1 protein-coding gene is annotated in these 255 nt (G+C 70.6%); it reads right to left on the bottom strand.

Annotation, left to right across the window (positions count from 1 at the left end; all coding sequences use genetic code 11):
• Nucleotides 1–255, bottom strand: a 255-nt coding sequence (locus ACG0Z3_RS23360) for a transposase (RefSeq protein WP_394402470.1), incomplete at both ends; no start/stop codon positions are given.

Below are 255 nucleotides of genomic sequence, written 5' to 3'. Positions count from 1 at the left end.
CGGGCGCTGAGGCGGGGTCAGTGGCCGTCGCCTCGGGCGCAAGCGCCACAGGAATGAACTGCAGCGCCGCAGCTGTCGGCGGCGTCACGGCTGCAGGCATGGGAGCCACGGTCCTCGGTGCAGACAGTCCGGCACGCTTGATGCCACGGCCGACCAGCCACTTGCGCACGAGGTTGACGTTGAGGCCGTGCGCCAGCGCGATGGCCGCCACCGAAGCGCCAGGCGCTTGGCACTCGGCCAGAACTTGCGCCTTGA

Source organism: Pelomonas margarita (assembly GCF_043555875.1).
Taxonomy (GTDB): Bacteria; Pseudomonadota; Gammaproteobacteria; order Burkholderiales; family Burkholderiaceae_C; genus Pelomonas; species Pelomonas margarita.
The sequence above is the reverse complement of the archived record's forward strand: the minus strand, read 5'-3'. Positions and strand labels throughout refer to the sequence as shown.